Source organism: Vibrio japonicus (assembly GCF_024582835.1).
In the GTDB taxonomy this organism is placed as follows: domain Bacteria; phylum Pseudomonadota; class Gammaproteobacteria; order Enterobacterales; family Vibrionaceae; genus Vibrio; species Vibrio japonicus.
In genome coordinates, this window is record NZ_CP102096.1 from 740,946 (window position 1) to 764,337 (window position 23,392).

The 23,392-nt window shown below is 44.2% G+C and carries 25 protein-coding genes and 1 tRNA gene; 12 read left to right on the top strand and 14 right to left on the bottom strand.

From position 1 onward, the window contains the following. Nucleotides 1-5 precede the first annotated feature (5 nt). From NP165_RS03525 to NP165_RS03535, 3 genes are all read right to left on the bottom strand, one after another. A complete protein-coding gene (locus NP165_RS03525; RefSeq protein WP_257084958.1) occupies nt 6-860 on the bottom strand; it encodes a co-chaperone YbbN in 855 nt (284 codons plus the stop codon). A 301-nt stretch (nt 861-1,161) separates the two neighbouring features. Beyond that, on the bottom strand, nt 1,162-1,989 hold the full coding sequence (locus NP165_RS03530; protein ID WP_257084959.1) for an SDR family oxidoreductase: 828 nt from the start codon (nt 1,987-1,989) through the stop codon (nt 1,162-1,164). Nucleotides 1,990-2,030: 41 nt separating this feature from the next. Beyond that, nucleotides 2,031-2,945: a TIGR01777 family oxidoreductase gene (locus NP165_RS03535; protein WP_257084960.1), complete on the bottom strand. Its 915-nt coding sequence runs from the start codon at nt 2,943-2,945 to the stop codon at nt 2,031-2,033. A gap of 217 nt (nt 2,946-3,162) precedes the next feature. Between NP165_RS03535 and NP165_RS03540 the strand changes: the two genes are divergently transcribed. From NP165_RS03540 to yfcE, 5 genes are read left to right on the top strand one after another with little or no spacing between them, the layout of a single operon-like run. After that, the gene (locus NP165_RS03540) at nt 3,163-3,897 is read left to right on the top strand and encodes a DUF1538 domain-containing protein (protein ID WP_257084961.1); all 735 of its coding nucleotides are present in this window, start codon (nt 3,163-3,165) and stop codon (nt 3,895-3,897) included. After that, on the top strand, nt 3,894-4,688 hold the full coding sequence (locus NP165_RS03545) for a DUF1538 domain-containing protein (RefSeq protein WP_257084962.1): 795 nt from the start codon (nt 3,894-3,896) through the stop codon (nt 4,686-4,688). Before NP165_RS03540 ends, NP165_RS03545 begins: the two co-directional genes overlap by 4 nt. Beyond that, nucleotides 4,678-5,028 (top strand): P-II family nitrogen regulator, encoded by a 351-nt coding sequence (locus tag NP165_RS03550; RefSeq protein ID WP_257084963.1) that lies wholly within the window; start codon nt 4,678-4,680, stop codon nt 5,026-5,028. The genes NP165_RS03545 and NP165_RS03550 overlap by 11 nt, the downstream gene beginning before the upstream one ends. Further along, the gene (locus tag NP165_RS03555; protein ID WP_257084964.1) at nt 5,025-5,432 is read left to right on the top strand and encodes a CBS domain-containing protein; all 408 of its coding nucleotides are present in this window, start codon (nt 5,025-5,027) and stop codon (nt 5,430-5,432) included. The genes NP165_RS03550 and NP165_RS03555 overlap by 4 nt, the downstream gene beginning before the upstream one ends. Nucleotides 5,433-5,479: 47 nt before the next feature. Further along, nucleotides 5,480-6,025, top strand: a complete 546-nt coding sequence (gene yfcE, locus NP165_RS03560; protein ID WP_257084965.1) for a phosphodiesterase — start codon at nt 5,480-5,482, stop codon at nt 6,023-6,025. A 75-nt stretch (nt 6,026-6,100) separates the two neighbouring features. Here the strand turns inward: yfcE and NP165_RS03565 are convergent, their stop codons facing one another. From NP165_RS03565 to NP165_RS03580, 4 genes are read right to left on the bottom strand one after another with little or no spacing between them, the layout of a single operon-like run. Further along, entirely contained in the window at nt 6,101-6,379 is a 279-nt protein-coding gene (locus NP165_RS03565) for an Rdx family protein (protein ID WP_257084966.1), read from the bottom strand. Nucleotides 6,380-6,385: 6 nt separating this feature from the next. After that, nucleotides 6,386-7,141 (bottom strand): sulfite exporter TauE/SafE family protein, encoded by a 756-nt coding sequence (locus tag NP165_RS03570; protein ID WP_257085534.1) that lies wholly within the window; start codon nt 7,139-7,141, stop codon nt 6,386-6,388. 47 nt (nt 7,142-7,188) lie between these two features. After that, nucleotides 7,189-7,722 (bottom strand): regulatory protein ToxS, encoded by a 534-nt coding sequence (locus NP165_RS03575; RefSeq protein WP_257084967.1) that lies wholly within the window; start codon nt 7,720-7,722, stop codon nt 7,189-7,191. A gap of 11 nt (nt 7,723-7,733) precedes the next feature. Then, nucleotides 7,734-8,612, bottom strand: coding sequence for a winged helix-turn-helix domain-containing protein (locus tag NP165_RS03580; RefSeq protein WP_257084968.1), 879 nt, complete (start codon nt 8,610-8,612; stop codon nt 7,734-7,736). A 271-nt stretch (nt 8,613-8,883) separates the two neighbouring features. Here NP165_RS03580 and htpG point away from each other — a divergent pair, with 271 nt between their 5' ends. The 3 genes from htpG (at nt 8,884) to hemH (ending at nt 12,849) form a co-directional block, all read left to right on the top strand. Further along, nucleotides 8,884-10,788 (top strand): molecular chaperone HtpG, encoded by a 1,905-nt coding sequence (gene htpG, locus NP165_RS03585; RefSeq protein ID WP_257084969.1) that lies wholly within the window; start codon nt 8,884-8,886, stop codon nt 10,786-10,788. Between the two features lie 307 nt (nt 10,789-11,095). Next, nucleotides 11,096-11,740: an adenylate kinase gene (gene adk, locus NP165_RS03590; protein WP_257084970.1), complete on the top strand. Its 645-nt coding sequence runs from the start codon at nt 11,096-11,098 to the stop codon at nt 11,738-11,740. A gap of 152 nt (nt 11,741-11,892) precedes the next feature. Further along, nucleotides 11,893-12,849 carry a ferrochelatase gene (hemH, locus tag NP165_RS03595; RefSeq protein WP_257084971.1) on the top strand — a complete coding sequence of 319 codons (957 nt, stop codon included), beginning with the start codon at nt 11,893-11,895 and terminating at the stop codon, nt 12,847-12,849. A gap of 73 nt (nt 12,850-12,922) precedes the next feature. On the opposite strand, the gene NP165_RS03600 is transcribed toward hemH, so the two are convergent. Continuing rightward, entirely contained in the window at nt 12,923-13,372 is a 450-nt protein-coding gene (locus NP165_RS03600) for a DUF411 domain-containing protein (protein WP_257084972.1), read from the bottom strand. 8 nt (nt 13,373-13,380) lie between these two features. After that, a complete protein-coding gene (locus NP165_RS03605) occupies nt 13,381-16,089 on the bottom strand; it encodes a heavy metal translocating P-type ATPase (protein ID WP_257084973.1) in 2,709 nt (902 codons plus the stop codon). A gap of 251 nt (nt 16,090-16,340) precedes the next feature. On the opposite strand from NP165_RS03605, the gene gltX reads away from it, so the two are divergent. Both gltX and NP165_RS03615 read left to right on the top strand, forming a co-directional pair. Further along, nucleotides 16,341-17,768, top strand: a complete 1,428-nt coding sequence (gene gltX, locus NP165_RS03610) for a glutamate--tRNA ligase (RefSeq protein WP_257084974.1) — start codon at nt 16,341-16,343, stop codon at nt 17,766-17,768. Nucleotides 17,769-18,106: 338 nt separating this feature from the next. Next, complete coding sequence (locus tag NP165_RS03615) at nt 18,107-19,066, top strand: OmpA family protein (RefSeq protein ID WP_257084975.1); 960 nt, start codon at nt 18,107-18,109, stop codon at nt 19,064-19,066. A 184-nt stretch (nt 19,067-19,250) separates the two neighbouring features. Here NP165_RS03615 and NP165_RS03620 read toward each other — a convergent pair whose 3' ends face one another. From NP165_RS03620 to NP165_RS03630, 3 genes are all read right to left on the bottom strand, one after another. Continuing rightward, nucleotides 19,251-19,757: a Fe3+-citrate ABC transporter substrate-binding protein gene (locus NP165_RS03620; RefSeq protein ID WP_257084976.1), complete on the bottom strand. Its 507-nt coding sequence runs from the start codon at nt 19,755-19,757 to the stop codon at nt 19,251-19,253. A gap of 204 nt (nt 19,758-19,961) precedes the next feature. Next, nucleotides 19,962-20,038 (bottom strand) — tRNA-Arg (locus NP165_RS03625). A 44-nt stretch (nt 20,039-20,082) separates the two neighbouring features. Continuing rightward, nucleotides 20,083-21,216: a flagellar assembly protein FlgT gene (locus NP165_RS03630; RefSeq protein WP_257084977.1), complete on the bottom strand. Its 1,134-nt coding sequence runs from the start codon at nt 21,214-21,216 to the stop codon at nt 20,083-20,085. A 163-nt stretch (nt 21,217-21,379) separates the two neighbouring features. Here NP165_RS03630 and NP165_RS03635 point away from each other — a divergent pair, with 163 nt between their 5' ends. Both NP165_RS03635 and flgP read left to right on the top strand, forming a co-directional pair. Further along, nucleotides 21,380-22,015: a FlgO family outer membrane protein gene (locus NP165_RS03635; protein ID WP_257084978.1), complete on the top strand. Its 636-nt coding sequence runs from the start codon at nt 21,380-21,382 to the stop codon at nt 22,013-22,015. Nucleotides 22,016-22,023: 8 nt separating this feature from the next. Then, entirely contained in the window at nt 22,024-22,455 is a 432-nt protein-coding gene (gene flgP / locus NP165_RS03640; RefSeq protein WP_257084979.1) for a flagellar assembly lipoprotein FlgP, read from the top strand. Between the two features lie 75 nt (nt 22,456-22,530). Here the strand turns inward: flgP and NP165_RS03645 are convergent, their stop codons facing one another. Next, complete coding sequence (locus NP165_RS03645; RefSeq protein WP_257084980.1) at nt 22,531-22,956, bottom strand: flagella synthesis protein FlgN; 426 nt, start codon at nt 22,954-22,956, stop codon at nt 22,531-22,533. 18 nt (nt 22,957-22,974) lie between these two features. Continuing rightward, nucleotides 22,975-23,289: a flagellar biosynthesis anti-sigma factor FlgM gene (gene flgM / locus NP165_RS03650; RefSeq protein WP_257084981.1), complete on the bottom strand. Its 315-nt coding sequence runs from the start codon at nt 23,287-23,289 to the stop codon at nt 22,975-22,977. Nucleotides 23,290-23,392: the final 103 nt, after the last annotated feature.

Below are 23,392 nucleotides of genomic sequence, written 5' to 3' on the forward strand. Positions count from 1 at the left end.
ACTGATTAATACAGAAGAGAATAGAGCTGGCGGCGGTATTTAGCAGAAACTGCGTTACCTTGACCAAGGGCGGATAAGATATCCATAAAGTGTTTTTTCAACTCTCCGTCTTGGGCATTTAAATCCGAGCGTAAAAATCCCCACAATAAATCCAATGCTTCCTCATCACGATTAACTTGGTGATAGCTAAGGGCCAGTTCAGCCGCAATTTGAGTATCTGATGGGTTACTTTGAAAGGCAGCTTCAAGCGATTGAATTTCTGGGCTGTTTGCAGATTGCTCGTGGAGCTCTAACTTCGCAATGAGACTCTTGTAGTCGTTGTTTTGGTACTCAAGTGGAATATGTTCTAGCAGCGTTTTGGCTTGATCAAAGTGCTGAGTTTCTATATAGCATGCGGCAAGTGCCAGCTTAATATCGCCTTTTTGTTGCATTTCAGCAGGAAGCTGTTGCAAAAGGGGCAGAGCTTGTGCGTGTTGGTTTTGCTGCATGAGCTCCGATGCTTGCTTCAAGATCATGTCTTCTTGGCTTGGAAGGTGCTTGGCGAGCATGGCTTCAATAGCGGTCATTTCTTGAGGTCCACCTAAACCGTCAACGGGCTGTCCGTTTACAAACAATGCAATTGTCGGTAGCGCTTGAACACCAAACTGTGAAGCAATCATTTGCTCTTGCTCACAATTCAGAAGTGCCAGTGTAAATGCCCCATTATATTGCTGAGCTAAGGTATTTAGAGCGGGAATAATCTGTGCACTTTCCTGACTCATTGGCGCCCAAAAATGAATGAGCACAGGTGTTTGCATTGAGCCTTCAAGTACTTGACGGAAGTTTTGTTCGTTTAGCTCGACAATAAAAGGAGATTGCATTTAACGTTTCCTTACAGAGAGTTTAATACTTTAAAGATATGGGCGTGATGGTGAGATATCAAGGGAGAGGAAAATACAAAAAGCATCACTTCTCCAAGCGATGCTTTTTGCAATTTTAATAGCTGTGAGGTGTTTACAATACGATAAACAATACGATCACAACACCCACACCAAGCCAATTTAATTGGTTTAATGACATGCAATTTATCCGAATAGAATGCTGAGGTTGACTATTAAATGTTCGGTCTAATGTGTAAGTTAGCGTTCTATTGTTACGGGAAAATTACATTAAACGACAATTTTATGTGGCCTTCATCAAAAATTTATCTAATACCCTGGTGGAAAGTAGGCGCTTTAAAATGGCAAATACTTTAGTTGGGGTGGTAACGCGGTATCGAGCTTTCGGTTTCGCTGACTCCAATGCATCAAGCAATGGTGCAATACAAGACTCAGGAGGAAGGACAAAGGCGTTGTTCGATTTTTCTTTCTCTAATCGCTGTAATTGTTGTTGATATGCTTGCTCGTGTGCGCTGTTTTCAATGTTGATCCACTTTAAGAACGCGCGCTTAGCGTTCTCTCTAAATTGAGTCTCTATTGGCCCAGGCTCGATTAAGCTGATATGAATGTTGGTATTGTGGAGCTCTAGCCTGAGAGTGTCGGTCCAACCTTCTAATGCAAATTTGGACGCATTGTAAGCACCGCGATACTTCATTGCCGCAAATCCTAACACGGAGCTATTCTGTATTATACGACCACTGCCTTGGGCTCGCATGGTCGGCAGTAGTTCACAAACCAACTGATGCCAGCCAAAAAAATTCACGTCAAACTGCTCGCGTAAAGCCTGAGTTGGTAAGTCTTCAATTGCGCCTGGCTGTCCATAGGCCCCATTGTTAAATAGCGCGTCTATTCGTCCATTAGTGAGTTCCAGAGTGTGCTTTACACCTTCAGAAATACTGCGTGGATCAGAGAGATCTAATTGAATGCAGTTTAGCCCTTCAGCTCTTAGCCTATCGACATCTTTGGTTTGTCTGCAGGACGCAATGACGTGATACCCGCGCTGGTGGAGTGCGTGCGCACAGACATATCCGATACCTGTCGAGCATCCCGTTATTAGAATTGATTTCGCCATATTCCCTCTCTAAGACTTCGCTAAGTCATTAGAGTAAAAGATTATTCGTGATGTTGTAATAAGTTTTTTAGGGCGGGGGACAGTCTCGAGTAGCTAAATTTAAACCCAAGTTCTGTTAGCTTTTTGGGTTTGGCACGTATGCTATCAAACAGCAAAATGGCGCTTTCTCCCATTGCTAATTTGAGGACCCATTTAGGCGTAAACAGGAAATGAGGACGTTTTAAAGATTTAGCGAGGACTTTACTGAAGTATTCGTTCGTCACAGGGTGGGGAGCGCAAAAGTTAAATTCACCGTGTGCGTGCTCTGTTTCGAGCAAGTAGACGATCCCTCTCACCATATCAAGAATGTGTATCCATGGCATATATTGCTGACCATTACCTATTGGTCCACCAAGGCCGAGTTTGTACGGCAAAAGCATTTTGCTTAGTGCGCCACCTTCAGAGGAAAGAACAATCCCCGTTCTTAAAATACATACGCGAGTAGACTCAGAGCGAGCTCTATTGGCGATGCTTTCCCATGTCGAACAGACTTGATGCGAGAAACCTTCATGGTGAACATGTAAATCTTCATCAAACGGGTGCTCTTGTTGATCCCCGTAGTATCCCACCGCAGAGCCGCTGATAAGAACTGAGGGAGGGTTTGTACTGGCATGGATGAGATCCACCAGCTTTTCTGTCAGTTCCCAACGGCTATTACATATCTCTTTTTTCTGTTTCTTACTCCAACGCTTATCGACGATGGGTTCTCCAGCTAGGTTAATCACAGCATCAAATTCGTTAAGGTCATGCAGATGGTCTAAGCTCGAGATATACGAAATATTCCCCATGTCAGCATGGTTTACGATGGATTTAGCTTTGCTTGGTGATCGAGTGAGCAGAACGAGTTGATGGGTTGTGAGGTGTTTAATAAGCTCTCGGCCAATCAATCCTGTACCACCTGTGAGCAATATTTTCATCCATCTCTCCTTGAAGATGCGAACACATTAACCGTCGCGAGTAATTCTATTCATTATAGCGAGTTAGCACTGTTTAGGATCTTCGATTATTCAAAGCTAATGATTATCACAAAATTAACAATTTGTTACGTTTATTGAGCGCGACTCAACGTCAGTCACACCAAATACCAAGCTCATTTGCCATTATATATTTACCTTCTTATTTATAAGGACAACTATGGCTGCCATTACTGCGTTGATAAAAGCGTTTTTAGGCAGTTTGAGAGATCTTCTGCCCATTATTGTTGTTATCGCATTTTTTCAGTTGGTCGTTCTTCAAGAACCCTTACCTAACTTAGTCTCCATTTTATTGGGTCTTCTGCTGGTGGTTGCGGGTCTGACTTTTTTCATTTTTGGCCTAGAAATGGGCTTGTTTCCCATTGGCGAATCGATGGCGCAAGCTTTTGCCCGTAAGGGTAGTCTATTTTGGTTAATGGTATTCGCTTTTTGTTTGGGATTTGGGACGACTATTGCTGAGCCAGCGCTAACGGCTGTCGCTGATGAGGCGGCAAAAGTAGCGGCTGAAGGCGGAATGATTCGCGCGGATGAGATGGCGATGGAAGAGTATGCTACTGGTCTGCGTATGAGCGTCGCCTTGTCAGTCGGCATTGCGATTGTTCTCGGGGTACTGAGAATTTTAAAAGGATGGTCAATACAGTACATGATCATCATAGGTTACATCGGAGTGGTGGTTTTGACCGTATTCGCGCCAGAGAGCATTGTTGGTGTCGCGTACGACTCAGGTGGAGTAACCACGTCTACCATTACAGTTCCATTGGTGACGGCATTGGGGGTTGGTCTTGCATCGGCAATCAAAGGCCGTAACCCAATGATAGATGGATTTGGTCTGATTGCTTTTGCTTCATTGCTTCCAATGATGTTTGTCATGATTTATGGGATGGTCGTAGCATGATTGAGTGGTCCCATTTTTACGATACATGCCTTAGTACAGTCAGCGATGTTTTTCCTATTACTGTCATTATTTTTGGATTTCAATTTGCGGTTTTAAGAAAACCGGTCACGAATTTACCACATATCATTATCGGTTTTTTTTACGTCATACTGGGTTTGTCTTTATTTCTAATGGGATTGGAAATGGCACTGTTCCCGTTGGGGGAAACCATGGCAATTCAGTTGACGGATCCTGAGTTCTTAGAGCAATTTCGACTGTCTGGCGAAGGAGCCATTCATTGGCAAGACTACTATTGGGTGTACTTGTTTGCCTTTTGTATTGGATTTAGTACGACGGTTGCAGAACCCTCACTCATCGCTGTAGCCATTAAAGCAAATCAAGTGTCTGGTGGCGCGATCAGCGTTAATGGTTTGCGTATTGCGGTTGCACTTGGCGTTGCTATCGGTATTTCGTTGGGGAGTTATCGCATTGTGGTGGGCGACCCCATTCACTATTACATCATTGCTGGTTACATCGTGGTTGTTGTACAGACTTTTTATGCCCCCAAACTCATCGTCCCTTTAGCATACGACTCGGGTGGTGTGACAACATCAACGGTGACTGTACCTCTTGTTGCGGCCTTAGGGTTAGGTCTCGCCTCTACTGTTCCGGGACGAAACCCTATGATTGATGGGTTTGGTTTGATTGCTTTTGCGAGCTTATTTCCGATCATTTCTGTTATGGGTTATGCCCAAATCACTCACTGGCTCAATCGAGAGTTAGAGAAGGAGGATAATAAAAATGCGCTTTAAATTGATCATAGCTTTTGTTGAGGATAGCAAAACAGATGTTGTGCTTGATGCAGCGAGAAACGCTGGAGCCACGGGAGCGACAGTCATTAACAATGCCAGAGGAGAAGGTCTGGTTCAAAAGCGAACCTTTTTAGGCTTGACGCTGGATGTGCAGAAAGACGTCTTGCTTTTTGTGGTAGAGGAGCATCTATCCCGACATATCCTAGAAACCATCAGTAGTGTCGGTGAGTTTGATTTGGAATCAGGGCAGGGGATCGCGGTGCAAATTGATATTGAAGATGCGGTTGGTGTTGCCCATCAAGTAGAAAAACTGACCAAAGTCGTAGAGGATGAGCTATGAGTGGCCACGAGAAAATTAGTGTAAGAGACGTAATGGCAAATACCTATGTCATGATCGATGGTTTAACGACGGTTAGGGAAGGCATTCAGTTAGCTAAGAAGCATTCGGTAAAGGCTCTAGTCGTCAATAAGCGCCATGATGACGATGAATATGGTCTGGTGCTGATGAACGATATTGCTAAGAAAGTGCTGGCGAAAAACCGCTCTCCCGACAGAACAAACATCTATGAGATTATGACCAAACCTGCTTTGTCTGTTTCTCCTGACATGCACGTAAAGTATTGTGCTCGGCTCTTTGAACGTTTTGGTATCAGTCGCGCACCTGTTGTTGAAAACGGTAAAGTCATTGGCATGGTGAGCTACAACAATATTGTCATTAATGGCATGGCGAAAGATGACGGTTAAGGCTCAATTACGTACAATCTCCCGACAACAATTGAGGAGATGATGTCGTGAAATTATTTTTTGCGTCAGATTTGCATGGCTGTGTTCCAGCAACAGAAAAAGCGCTCGCTGAATTCGAACAGTCGGGCGCTGAAACCTTGGTGCTTTTGGGCGATGTGCTCAACCATGGACCGCGTAACCCAATACCAGAAGGTTATAATCCTCCCAAAGTTGCAGAACTGCTGAATTGCTATGCGGATAAAATTGTGGCTGTCCGAGGGAACTGCGACAGTGAAGTCGATCAGATGTTGCTGTCATTTCCGATGATGGCAGATTATGCCTGGGTATTATTAGAATCTGGGCAGCGACTATTTTTGACTCATGGTCATTTATACAATGCTCAAAAACGTCCAATTCTTAAACAAGGTGATGTGATTGTTCATGGTCATACGCACATACCTGTCGCGGAACTCGATGGTGAGCTGTACGTCTTTAATCCCGGGTCAGTGACGTTTCCTCGCAATGGTTTTGCTCCTAGTTATGGACTTCTGGTTGATAAACAGCTGAAAGTCATGACATTTGAGGGAGAAACGATAGTGAGTACCAATATTTAGAGTACTAATATTCAAAGTAATAATCTTCAGTAAGATGGGTGCTAAACGGCAGCGCTACACGCTGCCGACAAACACTTATTTGTTGTCTGAATGGCCAAGATCTCTTTCGGGATCAATGATATCTCTGACTCTTTGCTTGAGCACTTTAGCCTCAGGGAATCCGCCATCCCGTTTCCGTTCCCAAATTAACTGATTGTTGCAGTGTATCTCGAATCGTCCGCCAGTATCTGGATGAAGTGAAACCGTTTCTATCTCTTCGCTAAATGTATGCAGTAACTCTTGTGATAGCCACGTTGAGCGAAGCATCCAATTGCACTGTCGACAGTAGTAAATATCAATAACCGCTTTATCCATAATTCCTCACATTAGCAGTTTTATACCAACAGCGAAGGTCAGTATCTCGAAACATATTTTGATGACTTGATTACTATAGCGCGTCGTCAGATACGCACCTGCCCAACCACCTAGAAATGAGCCCAACAATAGAATAGGTAACCAAGGCCAATAGATAGGAGCACCCGCATTGGCAACGGCAATGCCACCAATCCCATTCCAAAATAGTCCTACGCATATCATTGTGAGTGCGACGGCTTGTTTATAGTTGAAACCAAACCAGCGTATAAGAAAAATCGTCACAAGCAGGCCGGAGCCAGCAGTAAGAGAACCATTGATAATGCCGATGGCAATCAGGATAAGTCCGCCAATTATCCAACCTGTTGTATTTCTGTTTACAGGTCGTGACGTTTGACCAAGCGATTTTTTCAATCGGGAATAAATGCCAATGGCTAGAATCATCAACCCCAGCAGCTTTTCTGCGATCTGCTCCGGGATAAGAAGCACAATATTCGCCCCGATAATCACGCCAATGCTACCTACAGCAATAAGATAAGCAGCGAATTTTGGGCTGAAGCTCTTTTGTTTGATGTGCATATAGGCAGCCCCAACACCGAGAGCGACACTGGCAATTTTATGCGTCGCTAGCGCGACGGAAAATGGCAGGCCGAAAAAGATCAGTAAAGGGAATTGCAACAAACCTGCACCGCCACCAGAAAGAGAAGCGAGTGTGTTTGAAATAAATGAGCCAAAAAATAAAAAAAGGGAGTTTAACCAGTCCATGCTTTGAAGAAAAAGGGGCATCATGCCCCTTTTGTTTTGGATTATTCTTAGTTAGATGAAAGTACCGTAGAACCGTGGTTTAAGCTAGTTAAAAGCAGGGTTTTCTCATTCACAATATCAATGCGGCGACTTTGCTGTGCATCCATCTTAAAGATTTGAGTCACGACTTTTAACTCATCTTCAGTAAAGTCTTTACTTTGCGCAGATGAAATGTCTTTAAATTCGGTTGGTGAGATGAGTAAGTAATTATCACTGATCTCCCATACTCCCGTTTCTGAAATATGGATGACATTATCTGTGTTAGTGTCGGCAACGCGCTTAGCGGCCATTTTATCAGCGTAAAGGCGCACAGTTGAGACACGGATATAAGTTCCGTTGTTTAGATATTTGACATTTGATGTCACATCCACTTTACGCAGAGGGCCAACCACACCTTCCGACTCAGCAATCAGCGCGATCATTTTGGATTGCCACTCTTTAGATGTCAGTGTCTGCTCTGTTTTAAAATCACTGCCCCAGTAAAGCCAGGCGCTGAAAAGGGCTGAAAGGGTCAATAGTCCAGCAGCGAATTTCTGTTTCATAGTCACTTTTCCTATTGGCACACGTTGCTGATATCTGCCTGATCGACATAAATTTTTAAGGTGATGTTTTCACCAGAATGATCGAGCGAATGAATATAATTCAAAACCAAACTATTGTCTTGGCCACCCGTTGCAATCACCTCTTTTGGCGCTAGCGAACCCTTGTGTGACTCATTGTATCGTTTGACACATTGCTCGATAGACTGATTCCACATGCTCAAACTTGGATGGTTGGCTGGTGTTTTGACTGGTGTGTTGTCGTAAACCGCTATTTGGCGAAATTCTGATGTCGTCGGATTCGTAAACAGCACAGCACAAATTGGTAAAAACAGCGCTAGGGCAATAAGAAGTCGACTAACCAACTTAGAGTCAGTTTTTTCGCTGCTGACGGGCTTAGGTTGGTTTGGCTCTTCAACGGTCTCCTGGCTATCTTTTATTTCTGTTTCATCGATCGCTGGCGTCGGAGCTGCTTCAACCTCAGCAATGGCTGCCGGCTCTTCTGTTGGGATTTGATCGTCTGCTTTTGATTCCCCTCCCATTAGTGGGACGGTCTTTTCTACCGACGAGATTAACTGATAGCCGCGCTTAGGCACCGTTTTTACAAATTGCGGTGATTTGGTCGAGTCGTTAAGGGCCTTTCTCAGCGTTGAAATGGCTTGAGTTAAGCTGGAATCGTCAACTTCAAACCCCTGCATACGCCATACAAAATCGTGTAAGTCGTTACGTGTAATCACCTCACCCGGATTATCACATAGCAATCTTAAGATGCGGCTTTCATTACTCCCCAAGTAAGTGATTTCATTATCACTTTCTTTATCTACAAGCGAATTAGTATTAGGGTCAAAGATAAATCTATTTGCGAGATTGAATTTAGTGCCAATATTACTCATCAATTTCAGCCATTTTTATTAGAAGTTTAGCGCTCTTTTCAGCGACCTCCGTCACGGAGATAGCTGTCTAGCATCAAAGAGCAAAATGTAGCTAGAATTTTGCGAGGCGCAAGGATAATCAAAATTGAAGTAAAAAAACACTGTTTTTATTACCTTTGACCTTGAATTTACATATGCCACCCTCATGTTACAAAGCATATTCAGTTGTAGAGGGTCTCAGTAGCATCTAATGGAATATTGAGACCAGATGTATAGAAGTAATGGAGCAATCATGAGCGATACAATGGCACCGAATAAAGAAACTCGTGGCTTTCAATCTGAAGTAAAGCAACTTCTTCATTTAATGATTCATTCTCTTTACTCAAATAAAGAGATCTTTCTACGCGAGTTAATTTCAAACGCATCCGATGCATCAGACAAACTGCGTTTTCAAGCGTTGTCTCACCCTGAGCTTTACCAAGGTGACGCGGATTTAGGTGTTAAACTGTCTTTTGACGAAAAAGCGAACACGTTGACGATTTCAGATAACGGCATCGGCATGAGCCGTGAAGATGTGATTGAACACCTAGGTACCATTGCGAAATCGGGTACAGCGGAATTCTTCTCAAAATTATCTGAAGACCAATCTAAAGATTCACAGTTGATCGGTCAATTTGGTGTCGGTTTTTACTCTGCATTTATTGTGGCTGATGCTGTTACTGTACGTACACGCGCTGCGGGTCTAGCTTCTGAACAGGCGGTCCAGTGGCATTCTGCCGGTGAAGGCGAGTACACAATCGAAAGCATTTCAAAAGAATCTCGTGGTACAGATATTATTCTTCACATGCGCGAAGAAGGGAAAGAATTCCTAAGCGAGTGGCGTCTACGTGATGTGATCAGTAAGTATTCAGACCATATCGGCATTCCAGTCTCTATCCAAACGGTGGAACGCGACGAAGAAGATAAAGAAACGGGTGAGAAAAAGTGGGAGCAAATCAACAAAGCTCAAGCACTTTGGACACGTAATAAATCGGATATCTCTGAAGAAGAATACCAAGAGTTCTACAAACACGTATCCCATGATTTTGCTGATGCATTGACGTGGAGCCACAACCGCGTAGAAGGTAAAAACGATTACACGAGCTTGTTGTATATCCCTTCCAAAGCACCGTGGGATATGATGAATCGTGACCACAAATCTGGTCTTAAGCTTTATGTGCAGCGCGTATTCATCATGGATGACGCTGAGCAGTTTATGCCATCTTACCTACGCTTTGTGCGTGGTTTAATAGATTCAAACGATCTTCCACTAAACGTTTCTCGCGAGATTCTTCAAGACAACAAAGTCACTCAATCGCTACGTAATGCGTGTACTAAGCGCGTACTGACGATGCTTGAGCGCATGGCAAACAATGACGAAGAGAAATACCAATCGTTCTGGAAAGAGTTCGGTCTAGTACTGAAAGAAGGCCCAGCAGAAGACATGAGCAACAAAGAAAAAGTTGCTGGTCTGTTGCGCTTTGCCTCTACCGAAGTGGACTCTTCTGAACAAACCGTTGGTTTGGCGTCTTACGTTGAGCGAATGAAAGAAGGTCAGGATAAAATCTACTATCTTACTGCCGACAGCTACGCGGCAGCGAAGAACAGCCCACACTTAGAGCAATTCAAAGCGAAAGGCATTGAGGTTATTCTCATGTTCGATCGCATTGATGAGTGGCTAATGAACTACCTGACCGAGTTCGACGGTAAGCAGTTCCAGTCAATCACAAAAGCGGGTCTGGATCTGAGCAAGTTTGAAGACGAAGCGGAAAAAGAAAAGCAGAAAGAGACGGAAGAAGAGTTTAAGTCTGTGGTTGAGCGCACTCAAGCTTACCTAGGTGACCGCGTGAAAGAGGTTCGTACGACATTTAAACTCGCGTCAACACCAGCGGTAGTCGTGACGGATGATTTTGAAATGGGCACGCAAATGGCGAAGCTACTTGAAGCCGCGGGCCAAGCAGTACCAGAAGTGAAGTACATCTTTGAAATCAACCCTGAACACGAAATGGTGAAACGTATGGCTGATGAAGCTGACGAAGAAGCATTTGGTCGCTGGGTAGAGGTATTGTTAGGTCAAGCAATGCTTGCTGAGCGTGGAACATTAGCGGATCCATCCCAGTTCTTAGGCGCGGTCAACTCGCTTTTGACTAAGGGCTAATACCTTAAAACATTCAAAAAGCTCGCAATATGCGGGCTTTTTGATTTATTTGCGCTTATCGTGAATAAAAAGTGCAAATGACACGGCTAAGTGTGAGTGTTTAAGCATTCTTTAGTCGTACATCAAGCTTCAATGTAACATTGTATGATAGAATGCAATCTTGAAACGAAGCGGACAGGTGTGTAATGTGCACGCCTGTTTTATTGTGAACTGTTTAAACAGTTATACCGAAACTTACCGTGAGTCGAGCCATTGGCGGGAATAGTGAGCTTCGGTATAAATTATTATTATCTTAAGAGGATTAAACATGCGCATCATTCTTCTAGGTGCTCCAGGTGCAGGTAAAGGCACACAAGCTCAATTCATCATGGAAAAATACGGTATCCCACAAATTTCTACTGGTGACATGCTACGTGCTGCAATCAAAGCAGGTACTGAGCTTGGTAAACAAGCTAAAGCTGTAATTGATTCTGGTCAGCTAGTTTCTGATGAAATCATTCTTGGTCTAATCAAAGAGCGTATTGCTCAAGATGATTGCGAGAAAGGCTTTCTACTAGATGGTTTCCCACGTACTATCCCTCAGGCTGATGGCCTAAAAGAAATGGGTGTAGACGTTGATTACGTAATCGAATTTGACGTTGCTGATGACGTAATCGTTGAGCGTATGGCTGGTCGTCGTGCTCACCTTGCTTCAGGCCGTACATACCACGTTGTGTACAACCCACCTCAAGTTGAAGGTAAAGACGACGTGACTGGTGAAGATCTTGTTGTTCGTGATGACGACAAAGAAGAAACAGTTCGCGCACGTCTTGGTGTATACCATGATCAAACATCGCCTCTTATCACTTACTACGGTAAAGAAGCGGAAGCAGGCAACACTAAGTACCTAAAATTTGACGGTACTAAGCAAGTTGCTGAAGTAAGTGCAGACATCGAGAAAGCACTGGCTTAATCGAGTACTCATTTATTTGAGCAAGACTTCGAGTAAGTTTTGAAAATTTGTTATAGTGAAGGCGACCCAACTGGGTCGCTTTTTTATGCTTACACATTGATCCATAACGGTGATCTTAGTTAGAAAACCACTTCTAGTGTCGATAGGATTCTATGCAAAATAATAAGAAACAGGGCGTGTTATTGGTTAACTTAGGCACGCCAGATGAACCCAGTGTCCCAGCGGTAAAGCGCTTTCTGAGCCAGTTCTTACATGATAAACGCGTTGTAGATATGACTCGTTGGCTGTGGTGTCCAATTTTGCATGGCGCAATTCTTCCTATTCGAGCGCCTAAGGTGGCAAAACTCTATCAATCAGTATGGATGGAGGAAGGTTCTCCGCTGTTGGTACACTCCAAGAGACAAGTAGCGAAGCTCCGACAGAGGGTGGATATTCCGGTTGAACTAGGCATGACCTATGGCAATCCAAGCCTCAAAACAGGTTTGGAAGCATTATTAGAACAAGGCGTGGAAGAAGTCATCGTTTTGCCTTTGTATCCTCAATATTCTGGCACCACGACGGCTGCAGTGTCTGATGGATTGACCAAAGCGTTCAAACAAATACCTGTCATGCCTGCTTATCGCTTTATTCGTGATTACCACGATCATCCACTCTATATTAAGGCGTTGGCGGATAGTGTTAGACGAGCTTGGGAGCAAAAGGGCAAAGGTGACTATTTGCTTTGTTCGTATCATGGCATTCCTAAGCGTTTCGCTGACAACGGCGATATCTATCCCATTCACTGTGAGAGGACGACGACGTTACTAGCCCGTGAACTTGGACTAGAAGCTAATCAAATAGGCATGACATATCAGTCACGTTTTGGTCGAGAAGAGTGGCTAAAGCCTTACACTGACAAAACACTGGAAACATTGCCTGCGAAAGGTATCCGAAATTTGGACATCATGTCTCCAGCATTTTCTTCGGACTGCCTTGAAACTTTGGAAGAACTTTCTGAAGAGTGTCAGCAGATATTCATGAGTAATGGCGGTGGTCGATTTAACTTTATTCCTTGTTTGAATGATGATGACCTTCATATCGAAATGATGGCTGAATTGATTAAAAGCTAATTTCGAATCGCTTTAGAGTGCAATCGAGGGCTGCATATGCAGCCCTTGTTGTAACTAGGAATCCGTTGAGATTCTAGCTTTTATTACTTGCAGCGTAATGTCGGTACTCAAATACCTGACCTTTTTCATTGAACGCATAAACAGAATATTCATCTTTCTTATCGCCATACTCCATACCTGGAGACCCCATTGGCATCCCTGGAACCGAGAGTCCAATTGCGTTTTTCGGTGGGTTCTCCAAAAAGGCTTTTATGTCTTGCGCGGGAATATGACCTTCGAATACATAACCATCAATCTCGGCCGTATGGCAAGAGGCTAACTCAGGCGTAATGCCAAGTTTCTGTTTGATCGGGTTGATATCTTTATGCAGCTCTTCCGTGACATTAAAGCCTGCCTCTTGCATGTGTTTTGTCCACTCAGTGCAGCAACCACAGTATGGTGACTTGTGATTGAGTACATCCGCGGCAAACACTGGAGCAGACACCAATAGGCAGCTTGCTAAGGACAGTATTGTCTTTTTCATAATGACCTCTATGAGTGTATTCCTGTTTTAAATAATCTTAGTCGATTGGCATTACTTACAACGGTAATTGAAGAGAGCGCCATAGCCGCACCAGCGACAACAGGGCTTAGTAATAATCCAAAGGCGGGATAAAGCACACCAGCGGCAATGGGTATCCCCAATGAGTTATAGACAAATGCCCCAAATAAGTTTTGTTTCATGTTTTTTACGGTTGCTTTAGATAACTCAATGGCTTTAACGACCGAAAGGGGAGAGGAATTAAGCAACGTCATTTGGGCACTTTCTATCGCCACATCACTCCCGCTCCCCATTGCGATCCCGATATCTGCCAACGCCAGCGCCGGCGCATCGTTTACGCCATCACCTATCATAGCAACGGAAAAGCCTTGATCTTGTAGTGCTTGGATATGGCCGGCTTTTTGGTCGGGGAGCACTTCTGCAATGACGTGCTCTATACCAAGCTGCGTGGCAATTGCATTCGCTACATGTTGGTTATCCCCAGTCAGCATAACAGGCTTAATCTGCATCGCTTTTAGTGTTGAGATGGCGGATTTCGCATCGTCTTTGATGGAGTCTGCGATGGCGATAACCCCTACAATGTCAGAATCAAGAGAAACGAGAATTGGTGTTGAGGCATTCTCTTCGTATTGCTGGATCACTGCTTCCACTTTCGATAAATCCCAACCTTGCTGTTTGGCATAGCCAAGAGAGATAGCCCACACGGTTTTATCTTGGTAGCGTCCTTGGACACCTTGCCCGCGCAGGTTCTCGAACGCGTGTACGTCAGCAAAAGTCAGGCGTTGCTGTTTTGCATAACTGACAATCGCTTTTGCTAGTGGGTGTTCGGAATGTTGCTCTAACCCTGCAGCTAACGCGAGAAGATTCGCTTCATTGCCATCTAAGGCAAAAATACTTTGTACTTCTGGTTTACCTTGAGTCAATGTCCCTGTTTTATCGAACACGACGACATCAAGTTTGCTTGCACTCTGAAGGACATCCGCATCTTTTATCAATATACCCATCTCAGCAGCTTTACCGATACCTACCGTCACAGACAAGGGAGTGGCAAGGCCAAGAGCACATGGGCATGCGATGATTAACACCGTAGTCGCAACAATCAGCATATAACTGGCTTTTGGTTCTGGGCCGACCGTAAACCAGATAGCCGCAGACAAAATGGCGATCGCAACCACGATAGGTACAAAGACCGAGGAGATCTTATCCGCCAGCTTTGCAATGGCTGGTTTACTGCTTTGCGCCTCTCGTACCATTTTGATGATTCTAGACAGCATTGTGTCACTGCCAATGCCCGTCGCTTCAATAACTAAGCTGCCATCTTGATTAAGCGTACCTGCTGAAACCGAATCTTTGGTTTGCTTGTAAACCGGAATAGGCTCACCAGTTAACATCGATTCATCAATATAGGAGTGTCCGGAGACGACTATTCCGTCAACAGGCGCTTTTTCACCGGGTTTGATCCTTAACTGCATTCCCAGTGAGATCTCATCAATGTGGATGCTCACATCACCGTGGTCGGTCACTTGGGTCGCTTCATTGGGTTGCAGATTGATTAAGGCTTGCAGTGATTGCGTCGTTTTTGCTTTGGCTTTCGCTTCAATATAATGGCCAAGAGATATCAGACCAATAATCATCGCACTCGCTTCAAAATAAACATGCCGAGAGGCTTCTGGGAACCAGCTAGGAAAGATGACCACGAGCATTGAGAAAAGCCAAGCGGCGCCTGTACCCAGAGCAACCAAGGTATCCATTGTTGCTCGCTTATGAGTTAGCGCCAGCCACGCATTGCTAAAAAAGCTCTTACCCGCTGTTGCAAGCAGTAACAAACAGATAATGCCCACAATGCCCCAAGCGAATTGGTCAGAGGCATTACGGATCATCATATTGCCACCAGCTATGCCCCACGCCATGAGAGGCGCACCTATTAAGATGCCCGCCCAAGCGCTTTTCTTATGATAAGCCTGAGTTTTTAACTGTTGTTCCAGTTGCTTGTGTTGTTGAGTTTGAGGATCGTCGACTACTTCCGCATGATAGCCCGCCGATTTGACTGCACTAAGAAGTGATTCGATAACTTGGGAGTTGACTGAATCAGAAAAAACCAACGCACTTTGTTCTGCCAAACTCACTTGAGCACGTTGCACTTCCGGAATGCTTGTCAGCGCTTTTTCAACGGACGATACGCAACTTGCACATGTCATCCCAGACAGTATCAGGTGGATAGAGTGTCTTTGAGGCTGGTGATGAGTGTTCTCGTCGGCTGGAAGTGGTTCCTCAGTAGAGGGAGGTTCCTGATCGATCGTTAGCTCAGAAGCGGGCGGGTGCCTATCTGCACGATAACCGCAGTCAGCGACTAGGGCTTGAATCTCTTCTGCTGATAGTAGCGTCGATATTGAAAGTTCGGTTTTGGATGCATCGAATGCACCAATCGATGGGCTTTCTTCCAGCTTTGACTTCAATTTATTAACGCACTTACCGCAGTTAAGCCCAGATAAATAAAAGTGGTACTGATACCCGGCTTGGTAATTGAGTTCATTGATAGATTTTTCAAGCTCTGAAAATGGACTATCGCTTTCTAGATATAATCGCGTAGGGGATAACTCTTGAATCAATACATTGTGTTTTGACAAGAGTTCGCGCTCCACTTTTTTTGCACAACCCATGCAATTTAAGCCGGATAGTGGAATATCGAACTGATACATAACCATAGCCCTCAAACGTTAACTGTTATTGAGAATAAACCTTGACTCAAGGGTAAGGTCAAGCATCAGAGAAAATAGTAGACTTTTCTTTCCACGTTTCCTTTTCATCGCTTATATATCGTCTACTTTTGTCTTTAACTAGGGAAAACCTATTAATGACAGATTGTAGATTTGCATATCGGTGCTAAAATAACGCGCAATTTTTGGCATCGTTACCCGGTGCAGTCATTTAGACAATCAAGGTATTTTACATGACGGTTAAAACTCGTTTTGCTCCTAGCCCAACAGGCTACCTTCACGTTGGTGGTGCGCGTACCGCACTTTACTCATGGTTATTTGCTAAAAATCAGGGCGGTGAATTCGTGCTGCGTATCGAAGATACGGATTTGGAGCGTAACTCTCAGGAAGCGGTAGACGCGATCCTAGAAGGTATGAAATGGTTAGGTATGGAGTGGGATGAAGGTCCTTACTTCCAATCAAAGCGTTTTGACCGCTACAACGAAGTGATCGATACACTGCTTGCTGAAGATAAAGCGTATAAATGTTATGCGTCAAAAGAACTGCTAGAAGAAATTCGTGCAGAGCAAGAAATCAATAAAGAGATGCCTCGCTACGACGCAAATCATCCAAAAATTGTAGCGGCAAATGCGGCGGCAAAAGAGGGTGATCCTAGCGTAGTTCGTTTCCGCAACCCAAAACAGGGTAGTGTGGTATTTGACGACCAAATCCGTGGCCGTATTGAGATCAGCAACGAGCAGATGGACGATCTTATCATCCGTCGTACAGATGGTTCTCCAACCTATAACTTCGTTGTTGTTGTGGATGACTGGGATATGGGTATCACACACGTTGTTCGTGGTGAAGACCACATCAACAATACACCACGCCAGATTAACATCTATGAAGCGCTAGGTGCACCAGTACCAACATTTGCACACTGTGCGATGATTCTGGGTGATGATGGCGCTAAGTTGTCGAAGCGTCACGGCGCTGTATCGGTTATGCAATACCGCGATGAAGGCTACCTACCAAATGCACTGAACAACTACCTTGTTCGCTTGGGTTGGTCTCATGGCGACCAAGAAATTTTCTCTCAAGAGGAAATGATCGAGCTATTCAGCCTGAACGCAATTTCAAAGTCTGCGTCAGCGTTTAACACCGACAAGTTATTGTGGCTAAACAACCACTACATCAAAACATCAGCTCCTGAATATGTTGCTAAGCACCTACAATGGCATCTAGAACAGCAGAGCCTGAACGTAGACAGCGGCCCTGCAATTACAGAAGTTATCAAACTAGTAGGCGAGCGCTGCAATACATTGGTTGAGCTGGCTGAGCAAATTCGTTACTTCTACGAAGATTTCTCAGAGTTTGAAGCAGGCGCGGCGAAAAAACACCTACGCGGTGTGGCGAAAGAGCCATTAGAACTTGCTTTAGCAAAAGTAGAAGCACTGCAAGAGTGGACAACAGAAAACATCAAGCAAGGTGTTATCGAAGCTGTATGCGAAGAGCTAGAAATTGGTATGGGCAAAATCGGTATGCCACTTCGCGTAGCAGTGACGGGTGGTGGTCAATCACCATCAGTTGACGCTGTGATGGAGCTTGTTGGTAAAGAGCGTGTTATTACGCGTATCAAGATGGCTCTAGAGTTTATTTCAGAGCGTGAAGCGAACGCGTAACTTTTAAATAAAAATCAAATAGGCCGCAATGTTGTTCTTTGCGGTCTTTTTTTATGTTGGTTTTCCCTATTAAAGCAAAGTGAATGTGATTTTTGTTGGAATCCCTAAAGGAACAACTGACGATATATTGACATTTTTTTTCTTTAATATTTTAAAAAAAACTATATAGTGCATTGGTCAGCTGCAACAGAACACAGTGAATGTGGGATAATAGAAAGCAATCACAATAGGAAGTGAAAGTGGGTTTTGTCTTTTGATTAGGAAATCTTATTAGTGAGACAAAAATATAAAAAATGCCCAAGCTGACCAAGAATCGAATAATCCTAGAGGAATTAATAATGAAAAAATTAGCAGCGGTTATTTCAGCATCACTTCTATTTGCTTCTACACCTTCATTGGCAGAAGTATATGTGGGTGCAAAAGCAGGTAAATCTTGGCTAGACGATGCATGTTCAGCGTCAGCAACGTGTGATGATGACGATTCAACCGTAGGTGCATTTGTTGGCTACGAAATGTGGGACTTCCTTTCTATTGAAGCGGGTTACGACTACCTAGGTAAATTTACTGGTGACGGCCTAAACGATGAAAAGGTAGAAGCAATCACTCTTGCTCCTAAGCTAAGCCTTCCAATCACAGATGCTATCGCTCTATACGGTAAGGTTGGTGGTGCATATGTTGACTACGGTAACAAGGATGATTACTCGTACCTTGGTGCAGCAGGTATCGAGTTTGGTACAAACCAAAACGTGAATGTTCGTCTTGAATACCAAACACTTACTGATGTGAACAACGACCTAGTACGTGCAGAAGCAAACAGTGCAACACTTGGTATCGTATACAAATTTGGCGGCAGCGAAGAAGTTGTTGAGCCTGTTGTCGTTGAAGAAATGGTTGAAGAAGTTGTCGTTGAAGAACCTGTTGTTGTAACGAAAACTTTCTCAGCTAAGCGTCTAGGTACAGAGAGCTTTGAAGTAAACAGCTCTCAGCTTAAAGCAGAAAGTGCAGCTAAGCTTGATGACCTAGTTAAGTTCTTGAACGATTACCCTCAAGCGAATGTTGAAATTGTAGGTTACACAGACACATCTGGTGCAGCAAGCTACAACCAAGCTCTTTCAGAGAAGCGTGCTCAGTCAGTTGCAGATGCACTAACAGCGAAAGGTGTAGACGCGTCTAGAATTAGCGCTCGCGGTGAAGGTGAAAACAACCCAATCGTATCAAACGAAACTCTTGAAGGTCGCCAACAGAACCGTCGTGTTGAAATCATCGTACCTGAGTTTGAGTACCAAGTTCAGCAGTAATATTGAACTTAAATAACAAGCTTTAATAACAGCGCCTCAATTTCGATTGGGGCGTTGTTTTATATGCGAGGTGCACAAGCGGTTTATTTTGGGTGTCTCCCAATATGAATCACGAAGCGGTATCGGGTATGTTGTCTTTATCACTCAGCAGAGATGGGACAGAGAGGAAGTCGTTGGTTGTTCTTTATTTCAGATCAATACTATTGAGTCGCCCCATATACTCCAATATCTCTAAGTTTTCTTTATTTGCCTCAAGCAGCGCTTTTTTGGTCTTACTGTAGGCCGCCAACCGACCGTGTTTCTTGATAGAGCAAACCACGCTCTTATAGATTAACTTTCCGTCCTTATCGTAGTTTCGCCAAGCGGCAATATAGCATTCGTCTTTTGCGTCCGGGTCATCTTTTGTAGGTCTGGGTTTGAAAATGATTTTAGGTTCAAGAGAGTGTGGCAGTCGGGTCATTAAATAGGGGTCTTTTAATAGCTTGCGCCAAAATTTCCCCCACATTGCCGAACCCAGTTCGTTGCGAAGTTTAATCGCTTTCTTCAAGCCCTTTTTTTCACCAATGCGAACATATCCAACCGAGCGATGTAAGACCTGATCCTCAGGGGTATGAATATGTATCTTAAATGCCGTTTTCGCTTTGGAGATAAAGCGATGACCAGTGTTGGTCGTCAAGTTACTCTTTTTCATTCTATCTCTATGGATAACTTTATTAATATAAATTTTAGTTGAGTGTGAAAAAAGCGAGAATATTAGAGATGAGACTAGGGAATGAAATTTCTGTCTATGCGGTTGCCGAGAGCCAAGTCTTGACTAAAAAGAGGTGTTGTTTAGATTAAAATTAGCGATAGGAAACAAAAACGTCGGCTTACAGAGTTGCCGACGTTTGTAATATGGCGCTCCCGACAGGATTCGAACCTGTGACCTATCCCTTAGGAGGGGATCGCGCTATCCAGCTGTGCCACGGGAGCCTATGTTTATCATACCTAAATAAATCAGGATGTTAACCTGGGATTTATAGAAGCTTGTGCATGACATCACCAATTTGAACGCTGGTGGCGAGTTCAGGCTGATCAACGGAAAGCTCAGCTTCGTTTTCATAGATACGAGTTACCGTCAGCGTGATGTCTGTTTCTGTGACTTTATTACGTGGTAGACCACGTTGATCGATAAAGGAACCTGTATGCCACAAGCGAAGTTTGTCGCCTTCTTCAACGCCATGAATGCGACCTAGATTCATGGTAATAACGTTACCCCATTTCGCCACGACTTCAGGCAAAGTAATCTTACAAGAGACTTCGGACTCAAGGTCGAGCATGATGTTTCGGCTTACTCTGAGTAACATGTCCCCATAGCTTGACGCCCAGAATCGCGCGCTCTTGGTGTCGACTTGACTGGTTTTAGGAAATGGCCAGCGCGCGACTTCACGATAGTTACGGTTGTACACCTCATTTCCTGTTTTTCCGTCAAAGATCGTCATTTCAAGAGCAAACTGTCTATTAATGACATCTTCACGGAGCGTGTTCTGTTCAATGGTGGCAGTAAGATCAGTGATAACACCCCCTAAGATGTATTGCGCGCCAGTGTCTTCCGCAATCATTTTTAGTCGTTCAGGGTAGCGTTTGTTAATTTCATAATCCGTGGTGCCCATAGAGACAAAATTGACAGATTCTTGATCCAGCTGCCTGTTTATCACGTTGGCAAAATCATCACCGATACTGTAAACCTGACCCATTACAGCCTGCTGTGGGGAGGCAACATCAATGTTACCGACGAGAAATGTCTTCTTGTACTGTTCGACGTGGCAACCTGTTGCCGATGGGTAGATGTCGATACGCGCTTTAACAAACATGACTCCTCGGCGGGTCATTTGAGAATCCACGACGATATAACGCACTTCGCTGTTCGTAAATTGGTACTCTTTGCGATTGCTTTCCAGTAAAGGGCGTAAGTTGGCGATACTGCCTATGTCGGCACCTGAAAAGCTCACCGCCTTATATAGCGCATCTTCAAGCGCATGAATACGAGCAACTTCTTCGGAAGAGACCACCGTTGCAGTGCCTGTCACTTCATACCATCCTGCTTGTACTTGCGTAGTAAACAGGGTGATATACAAGGTTGAAAAAAAGATAAGAAGTGATTTTTTCATCTGTACGTACCAAGTTGGTTCATTTTTTGCTTTCTCTGATTTAGCGACTTTTGGTATAGCTTTTATAACTGGTGGTTAGGTTAGAAAAGCAAAGAGTGTTCCACTTTTAGAAGAGAGCTAGAAGTGATGAGCGTTCAGGCCATAATGTATCGGAGATTAAAGAATGAAGAAATGGTTATCATTGGTGCCTGTAGTCTTTCTTACCGCGTGCGCCTATGCGCCTATTTACAACGGTAAGGAACCCTATCCTGGTACTCAGTTTATGCTGATGGACAGCCCACGCCATACGTTGGACTTTTTTATCGAAAGCATGACTGAAGATCTTATGATCTCAAACACTAGCGTCTCGGCTCGCACACCTATTGCAGTGACGTCGTTTGTTGATTTGCAGAATATGGATGCCACTAACTGGTTGGGAAATTCTGTTTCTGAAGGGTTTATCCATCAGTTTCAGCGTCGCGGTTTTAAAGTCGTCGATTTTAAAACGACAGGATCAATCCAAGTGACTCAGCAAGGTGACTTTGCACAGAGTAGAGACTGGAAAGATTTGGCGCAAGAGCAAGAGGTTCAATACGTACTAACAGGCACTATGCTTCGTCAAGAGGGCGGGGTGCTGGTCAATGCACGTGTTGTCGGTATGCATTCACGTATTGTTGTGGCAACCGCTCAGGGCTTTTTACCGGCCGATCGTATTGGCCGAGATTTAGATACGCTAAACAGCATTCGAACACAAGATGGCGTGCTTATTCGCTCTGACCCAACCATTACTCAACCATATACTGTTATTTTGCGTCCATAGGAGCGAGCATGAAAAAGCTATTACTACTGGTCACCGCACTCATCATGGTAGGTTGCCAGCCTTTAGGAACGATGCGACCGGATGATTGGCTAACGTCAGTCGGTTATGCAAGCGTCAGCGAACAAAAAGGGCGTAATGAGGAAGAAAAGCAAGTTCGCGCGATGCGAGCCTCTAAGATTGACGCTTACCGTGAGTTGGCGGAACAGGTTTACGGCATGCGAGTGAGCGGCAGAGCTGACCTTCAAGATCAAAGATTGGGAACGGAAATCACCTCCGGCGCTGTTGATGGCGTGATCCGAGGAGCGGAAGTCGTACGTAGCTACAAGGTTGGAGACAGCTATGTCACTGAACTTCGCCTTGATATAAGAAAGATGGATAGGCTAAGAGATTACGGCGAAGTACAGCAAGTGCCTGACAAGCGGCAGCAAACGCTTTTCTAATCACCGGAAAATTTTAATCTCCCGATCAAAAAAGCGGCAATGTTTGCCGCTTTAATTTTTTCGTTTTAGTAGTGGTTAGGCTTTGATATTGGTACCGAGCGTGCTGACATTTCGGGTTTGACCTTCCGCTGTATAGGTCATTCCAAGTTTGCCTTGAGATTGCTGCATTAGATTATTCAGTTTATTAAAGCTCGATTGCGCTCGTTGCAGGGCTTCACCATTTAGCGTGTTTATTTTTTGGCACTCAGCGATGATGGACTGAATTTGCTTTACCAGAGGGCTCAACTCTGGTTCCGTATTCAGGCTTTCTACATCGGGATGTCGAGCAATCCTCTCATCGGTTACTTTTAGCTGCTCGATGAGTGTGATTTTTTGTTTGGCAACCTGTTCGATATCTTTCGATACTCGACTGGTAATGGCTAGCTGCTCTTTCTCAAGTATGTGAGAAAGCTCTATCGCATTTTTAAGTTGGAACTCAATTAATCCTTTCAGTGCTGCCATAACGACTTATCTCTAAGTTTAAAAACCACCGAGTTCTTTTTCGAACTTCATAATATTGTCAGCAAGTTTTTCTGGATTAACAGAATACGAACCGTTGGCGATCGCCTCTTTGATAGCTTCGACTTTGGCTTTGTCAAAACTTGGCTGACTAGCCATTTGGTTATGCATCTCACCCACCGCTTTACCTTGCGGACTGAGGGAAACAGCGTCTTGAGCAACGGACGACTTTTTAGACGATGCTTCAGTCGTTGCGGTACTATATTCGTTGCGAACAGAATTCCTGTTTGACGTCGTCAAAGCTTGTCCAGTTCGTATGTTATCAATGCCTGCCATATGTGAGCCTTTTATAAGATTAGAAACCTGTACTGACGCTATCGGCCAACATACAAATAACTTTAGTCACTTTTTACGGTTACTCAGAAGTACGGTTACTCAG

Coding starts and splice junctions, on each gene's coding strand:
- flgM (WP_257084981.1), bottom strand. CDS start 23,289: ATGGCAGGCATTGATAACATACGAACTGGACAAGCTTTGACGACGTCA.
- NP165_RS03615 (WP_257084975.1), top strand. CDS start 18,107: ATGAAAAAATTAGCAGCGGTTATTTCAGCATCACTTCTATTTGCTTCT.
- NP165_RS03535 (WP_257084960.1), bottom strand. CDS start 2,945: ATGAAAATATTGCTCACAGGTGGTACAGGATTGATTGGCCGAGAGCTT.
- NP165_RS03555 (WP_257084964.1), top strand. CDS start 5,025: ATGAGTGGCCACGAGAAAATTAGTGTAAGAGACGTAATGGCAAATACC.
- NP165_RS03530 (WP_257084959.1), bottom strand. CDS start 1,989: ATGGCGAAATCAATTCTAATAACGGGATGCTCGACAGGTATCGGATAT.
- NP165_RS03545 (WP_257084962.1), top strand. CDS start 3,894: ATGATTGAGTGGTCCCATTTTTACGATACATGCCTTAGTACAGTCAGC.
- flgP (WP_257084979.1), top strand. CDS start 22,024: ATGAAAAAGCTATTACTACTGGTCACCGCACTCATCATGGTAGGTTGC.
- NP165_RS03580 (WP_257084968.1), bottom strand. CDS start 8,612: ATGAGTAATATTGGCACTAAATTCAATCTCGCAAATAGATTTATCTTT.
- htpG (WP_257084969.1), top strand. CDS start 8,884: ATGAGCGATACAATGGCACCGAATAAAGAAACTCGTGGCTTTCAATCT.
- adk (WP_257084970.1), top strand. CDS start 11,096: ATGCGCATCATTCTTCTAGGTGCTCCAGGTGCAGGTAAAGGCACACAA.
- NP165_RS03630 (WP_257084977.1), bottom strand. CDS start 21,216: ATGAAAAAATCACTTCTTATCTTTTTTTCAACCTTGTATATCACCCTG.
- NP165_RS03620 (WP_257084976.1), bottom strand. CDS start 19,757: ATGAAAAAGAGTAACTTGACGACCAACACTGGTCATCGCTTTATCTCC.
- NP165_RS03635 (WP_257084978.1), top strand. CDS start 21,380: ATGAAGAAATGGTTATCATTGGTGCCTGTAGTCTTTCTTACCGCGTGC.
- NP165_RS03525 (WP_257084958.1), bottom strand. CDS start 860: ATGCAATCTCCTTTTATTGTCGAGCTAAACGAACAAAACTTCCGTCAA.
- NP165_RS03600 (WP_257084972.1), bottom strand. CDS start 13,372: ATGAAAAAGACAATACTGTCCTTAGCAAGCTGCCTATTGGTGTCTGCT.
- NP165_RS03550 (WP_257084963.1), top strand. CDS start 4,678: ATGCGCTTTAAATTGATCATAGCTTTTGTTGAGGATAGCAAAACAGAT.
- hemH (WP_257084971.1), top strand. CDS start 11,893: ATGCAAAATAATAAGAAACAGGGCGTGTTATTGGTTAACTTAGGCACG.
- NP165_RS03645 (WP_257084980.1), bottom strand. CDS start 22,956: ATGGCAGCACTGAAAGGATTAATTGAGTTCCAACTTAAAAATGCGATA.
- NP165_RS03540 (WP_257084961.1), top strand. CDS start 3,163: ATGGCTGCCATTACTGCGTTGATAAAAGCGTTTTTAGGCAGTTTGAGA.
- gltX (WP_257084974.1), top strand. CDS start 16,341: ATGACGGTTAAAACTCGTTTTGCTCCTAGCCCAACAGGCTACCTTCAC.
- NP165_RS03570 (WP_257085534.1), bottom strand. CDS start 7,141: ATGGACTGGTTAAACTCCCTTTTTTTATTTTTTGGCTCATTTATTTCA.
- NP165_RS03565 (WP_257084966.1), bottom strand. CDS start 6,379: ATGGATAAAGCGGTTATTGATATTTACTACTGTCGACAGTGCAATTGG.
- NP165_RS03605 (WP_257084973.1), bottom strand. CDS start 16,089: ATGTATCAGTTCGATATTCCACTATCCGGCTTAAATTGCATGGGTTGT.
- NP165_RS03575 (WP_257084967.1), bottom strand. CDS start 7,722: ATGAAACAGAAATTCGCTGCTGGACTATTGACCCTTTCAGCCCTTTTC.